The 8,150-nt window shown below is 42.6% G+C and carries 7 protein-coding genes and 15 tRNA genes; 2 read left to right on the top strand and 20 right to left on the bottom strand.

All coding sequences use genetic code 11. The annotated features are described in order from the left end of the window. Positions 1–534 precede the first annotated feature (534 nt). From ACPUYX_RS20575 to ACPUYX_RS20655, 17 genes are all read right to left on the bottom strand, one after another. Positions 535–608: transfer RNA gene (locus ACPUYX_RS20575), tRNA-Gly, on the bottom strand. A 5-nt stretch (positions 609–613) separates the two neighbouring features. Beyond that, a tRNA-Ile gene (locus tag ACPUYX_RS20580) sits at positions 614–690 on the bottom strand. 1 nt (position 691) lies between these two features. Then, positions 692–766: transfer RNA gene (locus ACPUYX_RS20585), tRNA-Asn, on the bottom strand. Positions 767–773: 7 nt separating this feature from the next. Next, positions 774–864, bottom strand: a tRNA-Ser gene (locus tag ACPUYX_RS20590). A gap of 16 nt (positions 865–880) precedes the next feature. Beyond that, positions 881–965: transfer RNA gene (locus ACPUYX_RS20595), tRNA-Leu, on the bottom strand. 6 nt (positions 966–971) lie between these two features. After that, positions 972–1,047 (bottom strand) — tRNA-Thr (locus tag ACPUYX_RS20600). 15 nt (positions 1,048–1,062) lie between these two features. Next, positions 1,063–1,139: transfer RNA gene (locus ACPUYX_RS20605), tRNA-Arg, on the bottom strand. Between the two features lie 5 nt (positions 1,140–1,144). Beyond that, positions 1,145–1,219: transfer RNA gene (locus ACPUYX_RS20610), tRNA-Gly, on the bottom strand. A gap of 6 nt (positions 1,220–1,225) precedes the next feature. Next, positions 1,226–1,301: transfer RNA gene (locus ACPUYX_RS20615), tRNA-Lys, on the bottom strand. A gap of 4 nt (positions 1,302–1,305) precedes the next feature. Further along, positions 1,306–1,380, bottom strand: a tRNA-Gln gene (locus ACPUYX_RS20620). A gap of 38 nt (positions 1,381–1,418) precedes the next feature. Then, positions 1,419–1,493, bottom strand: a tRNA-Met gene (locus tag ACPUYX_RS20625). A gap of 17 nt (positions 1,494–1,510) precedes the next feature. Beyond that, positions 1,511–1,594 (bottom strand) — tRNA-Tyr (locus ACPUYX_RS20630). 20 nt (positions 1,595–1,614) lie between these two features. After that, positions 1,615–1,690: transfer RNA gene (locus ACPUYX_RS20635), tRNA-Asp, on the bottom strand. A gap of 8 nt (positions 1,691–1,698) precedes the next feature. After that, positions 1,699–1,774: transfer RNA gene (locus tag ACPUYX_RS20640), tRNA-Val, on the bottom strand. Between the two features lie 20 nt (positions 1,775–1,794). Continuing rightward, positions 1,795–1,870, bottom strand: a tRNA-Glu gene (locus tag ACPUYX_RS20645). Positions 1,871–1,985: 115 nt separating this feature from the next. Then, entirely contained in the window at positions 1,986–2,156 is a 171-nt protein-coding gene (locus tag ACPUYX_RS20650; RefSeq protein ID WP_426381462.1) for a hypothetical protein, read from the bottom strand. Between the two features lie 428 nt (positions 2,157–2,584). Beyond that, positions 2,585–2,719, bottom strand: coding sequence for a hypothetical protein (locus ACPUYX_RS20655; protein ID WP_426381463.1), 135 nt, complete (start codon positions 2,717–2,719; stop codon positions 2,585–2,587). A gap of 129 nt (positions 2,720–2,848) precedes the next feature. Between ACPUYX_RS20655 and ACPUYX_RS20660 the strand changes: the two genes are divergently transcribed. Next, the gene (locus ACPUYX_RS20660) at positions 2,849–4,132 is read left to right on the top strand and encodes a multiheme c-type cytochrome (protein WP_426381464.1); all 1,284 of its coding nucleotides are present in this window, start codon (positions 2,849–2,851) and stop codon (positions 4,130–4,132) included. A 15-nt stretch (positions 4,133–4,147) separates the two neighbouring features. Continuing rightward, entirely contained in the window at positions 4,148–5,035 is an 888-nt protein-coding gene (locus ACPUYX_RS20665; protein WP_426381465.1) for a hypothetical protein, read from the top strand. Between the two features lie 480 nt (positions 5,036–5,515). Here the strand turns inward: ACPUYX_RS20665 and ACPUYX_RS20670 are convergent, their stop codons facing one another. The 3 genes from ACPUYX_RS20670 to ACPUYX_RS20680 all read right to left on the bottom strand — a co-directional run bounded on the left by ACPUYX_RS20670 (position 5,516) and on the right by ACPUYX_RS20680 (position 7,503). Then, the gene (locus tag ACPUYX_RS20670) at positions 5,516–6,184 is read right to left on the bottom strand and encodes a Crp/Fnr family transcriptional regulator (RefSeq protein WP_426381466.1); all 669 of its coding nucleotides are present in this window, start codon (positions 6,182–6,184) and stop codon (positions 5,516–5,518) included. A gap of 466 nt (positions 6,185–6,650) precedes the next feature. Then, positions 6,651–7,394: an NAD(P)-dependent oxidoreductase gene (locus ACPUYX_RS20675; protein WP_426381468.1), complete on the bottom strand. Its 744-nt coding sequence runs from the start codon at positions 7,392–7,394 to the stop codon at positions 6,651–6,653. A gap of 10 nt (positions 7,395–7,404) precedes the next feature. Then, positions 7,405–7,503, bottom strand: a complete 99-nt coding sequence (locus ACPUYX_RS20680) for an NAD(P)-binding domain-containing protein (RefSeq protein ID WP_426381467.1) — start codon at positions 7,501–7,503, stop codon at positions 7,405–7,407. Positions 7,504–8,150: the final 647 nt, after the last annotated feature.

Below are 8,150 nucleotides of genomic sequence, written 5' to 3' on the forward strand. Positions count from 1 at the left end.
CTCTCCAAAAAAGTTATCTCAACTTCTTTAAAGAAGATGATATCTTGCTCATGATTTCATGATTCTTTTTGAAACTCTTGCGAGTTTCTCTCATTGGCTGTCCTTGTTGTTTAGTTTTCAAAGACCAGTAAACCCTAACTTGGAATTCAGAAGAATTTCAAGTTTACAATCCGCAGAAGTACTTGTTGTATCTTAAATACTGTATTACCGTGTCCTGCGGCGCTTAACTATAATAGCATTTTTAAAGTCTCTTTGTCAACCATTATATGCAATATATTTTTTTGTGTTAATCACTTTATTAATCGCCGGTTGGTGGTCCTCCCAGATCAGAGCACGTTTGTGTTGTGTATGATTCATTTAAAATCGGGATCATACGTCCGGCAATCTCTAATGCATTTTGCTGAACTCGAAAGAACGCCTACCAATGCTCAATCCAACAGGTGGAAAAGATTCACAGATAGCCTATTAACTTGAAAGGCTATTAACAACCACAAAAATATAAAACCGCACTATTCTAGTGCGGTAATTCGCTTATGGAGCGGGTGATGGGAATCGGACCCACGTAGCTAGCTTGGAAGGCTAGTGCTCTACCATTGAGCTACACCCGCATGTTTGGTAGCAGGGGGGGGATTTGAACCCTCGGATGAGCGGGTATGAACCGCTTGCCTTAGACCTCTTGGCTACCCTGCCATGGCTCCCCGAGTAGGACTCGAACCTACAACCTACCGGTTAACAGCCGGTTGCTCCACCATTGAGCTATCGAGGAATATATATGGCGGAGAAGGAGGGATTTGAACCCTCGCGGCAGTTACCCACCCTAACGGTTTAGCAAACCGTCCTCTTCAGCCACTTGAGTACTTCTCCACAGTATTTACGTGGTTGGTGCGGAAGACGGGACTTGAACCCGTACGGTGTTACCCACACGCCCCTCAAACGTGCGCGTCTGCCAGTTACGCCACTCCCGCAATAAATGGAGCCATTGACCGGGATTGAACCGGTGACCTTATCCTTACCAAGGATACGCTCTACCAACTGAGCTACAACGGCGAATTCTTTGATGAATGGTGCGCTCGGAGAGATTCGAACTCCCGGCCTTCTGATTCGTAGTCAGACGCTCTATCCAGCTGGGCTACGAGCGCACATTTGGAGCGGGTGACGAGATTCGAACTCGCGACTTTCACCTTGGCAAGGTGACACTCTACCACTGAGTTACACCCGCGAGTGTTGGTGAGCCATCCGCGACTCGAACGCGGGACACCCTGATTAAAAGTCAGGTGCTCTACCGACTGAGCTAATGGCTCACTATGGCTGGGGTGGCTGGATTCGAACCAACGAATGCCAGAGTCAAAGTCTGGTGCCTTACCGCTTGGCGACACCCCAATATATTATTAAGCTAGGATTTCCTAGACTCAATAGCTTGGTTGCGGGGGCCGGATTTGAACCGACGACCTTCGGGTTATGAGCCCGACGAGCTACCGCTGCTCCACCCCGCGTCGAGAGTGATAATAAATGGTGGGCAGGGATGGATTCGAACCATCGTACCTCGCGGAACAGATTTACAGTCTGTCGCCTTTAACCACTCGGCCACCTACCCATTGGTTATTTAGTTAAATATGGCGACCCCGATCGGAATTGAACCGACGATCTCCTGCGTGACAGGCAGGCATGTTAACCGCTACACCACGGGGCCACAAATGTTGGTGGGCGATGACAGGTTCGAACTGCCGACATCCTGCTTGTAAGGCAGGCGCTCTACCAGCTGAGCTAATCACCCGAGAACCCAAGAATCAATTTTGGTGACCCGTACGGGATTCGAACCCGTGTAGCCGCCGTGAAAGGGCGATGTCTTAGACCGCTTGACCAACGGGCCACTGTTTTTCGGAACTTTTTTAGTATAGCCGAAGCTAATAAAAATGTCAACAACTTTTCAATATTTTTTTTGGAAGTTCAATCATTGTTTTTCAAACCCTGTGAACCTCCCCTACCTACACTTCGTTAAAAAAAACACTGTTTCGCCGTAGGATAGAGGCTTCCAGCAAGCCCAAAATGCATGTCTCATGGTATCTCGTCAGAGATGCCTCACCTGATAGGCGTGAGTCCTTCATTTCGGTAAGGCCGGCAACTTTATGCATTTGCTGCATACAGGCCAGGTTCATGGCTTCTATTACTTCTCGCCTTAGCCAATCCGTAGTTTGGCTCTTCTACATGTACTTCTCGAAACACCCCATATTTGTAATTGCTCAAGATATTCTTGGCTCCGTGATTATCACGGTGTTCTCGATATCCACAAATACACTGTAATTTCTAGAAGAGATTTTCTTTCTTCTCCCACAAACAGGACATGTTTGTATGGGATTCAACTTCCTTGACGTTATTCTCTAGACACCAGTTTACAAACTCACGAGTGGTTTTATGTAGGGTACGTCAACTGGGCATCACTCTTGCTTAAGATATATGTCAAAGCTCGTAGGTACTTTTTCCATTGTCGGGACACTTTTTGGCATTTAGTGATCTTTTTTTGAAGTTCCTTCAGTTTCTTATTACGAAAGCGTTTGAGGCTTTCGGAGCTTACGACCGGTGATGATCACTCCTTGAAGTTATCACAGACTGAAGCAATGGTCTGAATTTCTTCCAGATCGATGGCCGCGTTATTCACATTACCACGACAAGAACGAATTTGGAACAGGCGTTCTGTAATAATTGAAGGGCGGCAATTCATCTCGCCACCTATAGAGGATGGAAGTCTTCTCGCCGCAAAAAGATAAAAAGAGTATATTCTTCATGACAAAAGAAATACTACCGACAACTAAACACGGTTAAAGGAGGTGCTTCGGTAAAACCGAGCTATATGAGCCACACTAACTTCTGGAGGAATCTAATTTTAGCATTAATTATTACTGTAGGACTAGGATACTTATTTTCAATATGGAATGCTTCTAATTCCAATAGGATTAATCCCACCTCTCCTTCCTTTGCGGGGAACGGCGGAAGTTGTCTTTCCTGTCATAACCAAACAACTCCCGGGGTTGTTAAACAATATGGAGAGAGTCAACATGCCGCTAATAAAGTAGCTTGTATTGATTGTCATCGCGGAGATCCGGGTGGAAAACAGACCGTTAACCACTATGATAATAATATTGTCCTCCACCCAACACCTCAAAGCTGTTCCCGTTGTCATCCTGCTCAAGCTACTCAATTTGACCATAGTAGGCATAGTGCACCTGCTTGGTATGCCCAAACCGGCGCTTCCGCTTTTACAGATCAACAACTTAAACGTTATGGTCTTTCGTCGACAGGCAAGTATAATGATCTTTATCATATGGAAGGACCGGATATTACTAAAATGGCCTGTGAGGTGTGTCACGGTATCGGTAAGCCGAACGCTGACGGGTCATTCGGGGACTGTGCGAAATGCCATCAAGGACATTCCTTTTCCTTAGCGCAAGTCCGTAAACCAGAAATATGTGGGTCTTGCCACCTAGGACCAGATCATCCTCAGAAGGAAATTTACGAAGAATCAATTCATGGAACGATTTATGCCAATAAGGGCTCAACCTGGGCCTGGAATGCACCGGTCGGAACGCTGTCCAGTAAAAACTTTGATGCTCCAACATGCGCTATTTGCCATATGGCTTCTTTTGGAGCTGCACAAGGGACCCATGACGTTGGCCAACGTCTTAGTTGGACACTAACACCGGCTCAAGCCCAAAAACGAAATAATTGGGAAACGAATCGTATTAACATGCAAACTGTTTGTTTGGAATGTCATTCTGAATCTTCGATTAAGACTTTATATGACAATGCTGACACTGTAGTTTTAAAAGGCAATGAAAATATTAAAACCGCTCAGGATATTATCAAAGGCTTGAAGGATGACGGGTTAATTCCTGCGGCTCCTTTCTCCAGTTCTATTGACTTTAAAGGTTTCGAAATTTGGCACCATGAAGGACGACGTATGAGATTTGGTGCTTTTATGAACGGTCCTGATTACGTACAATGGCATGGAATCTATGAACAACTAATTGATCTGACTGAGCTTAAAGAACAAAATGCCGCACTGAGAAGTAAAGGAACAATAAATACGGCCTCCACTCAAGATACAAGTAAATCGACTAAAGCAGAAGGTCAGTAAAAAGGAGAATCGTCTATGAAATCCATATCTATGAGGCGCTATTCTTATCAATGGATCACCCGGCAAGCTCTACAGATACCAATTGACAAAACGCGCCTCCTCCTTTTTTTTCTATGTATTAACTATCTGATTGTTTTTGTTGATGTTTTAATTGCTCATGCTGAAAACCGCTTTATTCCCAGCTACGAATGGATTCCAGTTATTTTCTCCCCGATAGCGGCTCTTAGCACCATCTATTTGCTTCTAAAGCCCAAAGCCGGATTCCCTAAGTATCTTAACATTTCAATTCACTCTCTGGGAGCTTTGATCGGGATCCTGGGCTTTGGCTTTCATCTTCAAGCTGCTTCGGCGGGAGATAACGTTACTTATGCGGGATTGATAAGCGGGAACCCCGTCTTTGCTCCCTTAGCTTTTGTTGCTTTAGGGAGCATTGGCATAATAACTTCCCTCGATGACCATCCAGCCAATCGAAAGTATAACCTTACTCAAAAAACTCGTTGGCTGCTTCTGGCAACCTCATTCTGGTTTCTGGCCACAGCCTTAGTCGCCTACTTTGACCATGCCCGCACAGGTTTCGAAAATCTCTACACATGGTTTCCATTTTATGTTGGAATTTTTGCAGCATTAGTTTTGTTTTTTCAAAGCTATAGTTATTACGAACGAGGGTTATCTGCCCTTTTAGGCGTTACCATGGTAATAAGCTTTATCATAGGATTAATGGGATTCTCATTTCACCTTACTGCTGATTTGGCAGGGCGTGGTGTCATTCAATGGTCCAGAGTCTTCTACCAAGCTCCAGGCTTAGCTCCACTTTTATTTTGTGATTTAGGTCTATGGGGAATTCTTGTATTTTTGGATCCCCTTGAAGAAAACCCTGATCCAGGTATCAATAGCCAATTCTAATTGAAAACTAATATTCCGCCTACAATCAAGTTTGAACTATAGCCAAATTTAAAGAGCTATTTTATTTTAAAATGTGCTAAAAATGGAGAATAGCGTTTTTGTCCACTTTATTCATGGAATTGAATTAAATCGAATACTCCAAATAAACGAACAGCCACTATATAGAGCTAACATTTTGGTCAAATGTTGCAATATATAGTGGCTGTTATAAAAACTATTCGGGAAACTTATCGAAAAGCAAGCCTATCCAATTCATATTTCTTGTTAAGATATTTTTCCTTCAAATAGCTGGAATAGCAGATGGCACAAGGATGCACATTTCATCTTTTCATCACAAGTGAAAGTTGGTTATCATCCATACGTCCTGATTTACCGGTGAGCCCTTGATAGCAAAAAAAACAATCGAACGACAAGTCTGCCAATTGCTAGAAGAAAAATCATGGACATAAAAAATAAGACTAGCATCTTGCTAGTCTGTCTCTAAACAATCCATTTCATTAATTTTTCTGCATCGAGAATGTACATTTCTCGCCCTTCAATAGAAATACTGTTTTCTTGCTTAAACGTATTGAGCAGCGAAGTTACGGTTTGTCTAGTAGTTCCTATCATACAGGCTATCTCTTCATGTGTTAAGCGTAATGCAATCTTTGTTCCCGCTTCAGTTTCAACCCCTGCTCGCTCGGACATTTTTAATAATAACATCGCAAGTCTACCAGGTACTTGCCAACATACCATTTCCTGAATGATAGCCTCTGCTTCTCGCATTCTTATGCCTAAAGTAGTAGCAACCTTTATTGCTATAGTTGGTTGTTTTTCAAGCAATTCCTCAAAACGTGATTTGCGCACAACAACTAAAGTTGAATCACTGATCGCTCCAGCAAAACAAGTGCGCTCTCCATGATACAAAGTTTCAGCGAGCCCCATAAGCTGACCAGGACTCCGCATGCTTCCAACTGTGACTTTCCTGCCGTCCGGGGTAATCCGGTAAATCTTAACGAACCCCTTCTCTATTAAATAAATTCTATCAGCAGTATCCCCAGCGGAGAAAATAATCTGACCCTTTTGATAATGGTTGAGTGTACCATATTCTCTAATGAGGTTTTTTTCGTCCTCATCAAAAGCCAAAGCGTCGTAATTAATATTTTCCATATTATTATTCCCCCATACAATAACAGTTTAACACACTTCTAGTAAAAGATCCTATAAATAATATTTGAACATTACCCACTTTCTCTTTTTAATTTGGAAAACGTATTTTTTATTAATAATTAAAAGGTTCTTAAGATTTAAGTCTTTAAGGCTCTTGTATCTTTTTGATCTACTCTTTGGAGTCACAAACGTATACTTAATTGAGCAAATTAAAGAAATAAGTCAAATTAAACCTCTGTTCCACATTATTATCTTGTTGGATAAATCGCTCATTTTCATTAATGCCTACTCTTCCCAGAATATATAAGTGTACTCGTCCAGCTTAAGCTGAACATCTGGGCTTTGGTGGGGGACTCTACCACCGAAGTAAACCTTTCATAATCGAAAATAATTTGACCCCCCTACATTTGCACTCTAGATCTTAAAAATATTTCGCTTCTCATTGAAAAAACATTCTCAAACGGCTTTAGTTTCTGATTCCAGACATATCTTCTGCGAGCAATACTAAGGCAGAAATATCATAATCGCCCTTGCCTGTAGACCGTGCGGAAGCCAATAACTGTCTAGTCATAGCCGAAATTGGCAATGCTACATCCATATTGCGAGCAACGTTCAATGCTAAATGGAAATCTTTCTCCATAAGTCTAATATTAAGGGCATCATAATTGCGGGCAGTAAGGCCATTAACTTTATAGTTGATTAATGGAGAGCCGACTGCGCTCCCAGCAATAATCTCAATCATCTGCGCCCAATCTAGACCGACACGCTCACCCAATGCAAGAGATTCTGCGAGCATCTGCATAGATGTCCCAAGCATCATATTTATAACCAATTTCATATACCACGCTTCTTCTCCAGTTCCCAAATAAAATTGTTTATTTCCCAGTTTCTGAAATAACTTCAGTACACTGTCATAGGATGTTCGGTCACCTGAACTTAAAATTCCCAGAGTGCCAGATGCGGCAAAAGCTGTACTGCCAGTTACCGGCGCGCGAAGAAATTTACTCTCCGCCAATTCTATTGCCTCATTAACTTTCATTGAAGACTCCGGTGATACTGTACTCATGTCAATAATTATACTACCTGGGTTCATGCCAGAAATTAAGCCATTTTCCCCCATAGTGACCTCTTCGAGAGCTGCCGAGTCTGTAACCGTTATAAATAATATTGATGATCTTCCCGCTAGTTCTTTAAGACTCCCAACTTGAATAGCTCATGCCTCATGCCTTAACAGCCTCAGCCGCTTTTTCCTTTGTTCGATTATAAACCGCAATATAATATCCGGCCTCGATTAGTCTCATAGACATGGGCAAGCCCATGTTTCCTAAGCGCCAACCGATCCAATCTCTATTTTACTATTCATATTTCATCCTTCTTTCGTAGCTAATCTTCCTTATATCAGAAGAATTATTATTTCATTCGGTTAGATAAGACTGCCTATACTAACTACTATATAAATATAACTTACCATAAATGCAAGGAGATCGGCTAACGGCAGTCTCTAACTCCTTTTTTATAATATAACCAATTCAGTATAATCCCCACCCCAGATCTTTCTGATCACTCGAAGATTTTACTTTATGTTCGGGTAGGATGCTGACCAGTTTCCTTGTTTTCCCTAACTGTAAATCCCCATAGTAAATTTTCACCACCAAGTGAATCGCCACGCATGACGCACAAACAAGCGATACGATAGTCTCCGGTGGAGACTATCGCCACACTGCGACTTGTGAAACATTCTCCTGCAATATGGATCCGAACGGATGGAACCCCGGTAGTGTACTTTCATTTCTTTCATGAAACACAAATAGACTGCCAATAAGGCAGTCTATCGCTTGTTTACCTGGCGATGACCTACTTTCCCAGGGGCTATGCCCCAAGTATTATCGGCCCTGGAACGAAAGGCGGATGAGCCTTTCGCCACACTGCGTCCCCTTACGCATTCTCCTGCAGTGTGGATCCTTAA

The organism is Desulfosporosinus sp. SYSU MS00001, assembly GCF_049943955.1.
Lineage (GTDB): Bacteria > Bacillota > Desulfitobacteriia > Desulfitobacteriales > Desulfitobacteriaceae > Desulfosporosinus.

Excerpts from the sequence above, each read along its gene's own strand:
- ACPUYX_RS20650 (WP_426381462.1), bottom strand. The coding sequence starts at position 2,156 with ATGAACCTGGCCTGTATGCAGCAAATGCATAAAGTTGCCGGCCTTACC.
- ACPUYX_RS20655 (WP_426381463.1), bottom strand. The coding sequence starts at position 2,719 with ATGAATTGCCGCCCTTCAATTATTACAGAACGCCTGTTCCAAATTCGT.
- ACPUYX_RS20660 (WP_426381464.1), top strand. The coding sequence starts at position 2,849 with ATGAGCCACACTAACTTCTGGAGGAATCTAATTTTAGCATTAATTATT.
- ACPUYX_RS20665 (WP_426381465.1), top strand. The coding sequence starts at position 4,148 with ATGAAATCCATATCTATGAGGCGCTATTCTTATCAATGGATCACCCGG.
- ACPUYX_RS20670 (WP_426381466.1), bottom strand. The coding sequence starts at position 6,184 with ATGGAAAATATTAATTACGACGCTTTGGCTTTTGATGAGGACGAAAAA.
- ACPUYX_RS20680 (WP_426381467.1), bottom strand. The coding sequence starts at position 7,503 with ATGGGCTTGCCCATGTCTATGAGACTAATCGAGGCCGGATATTATATT.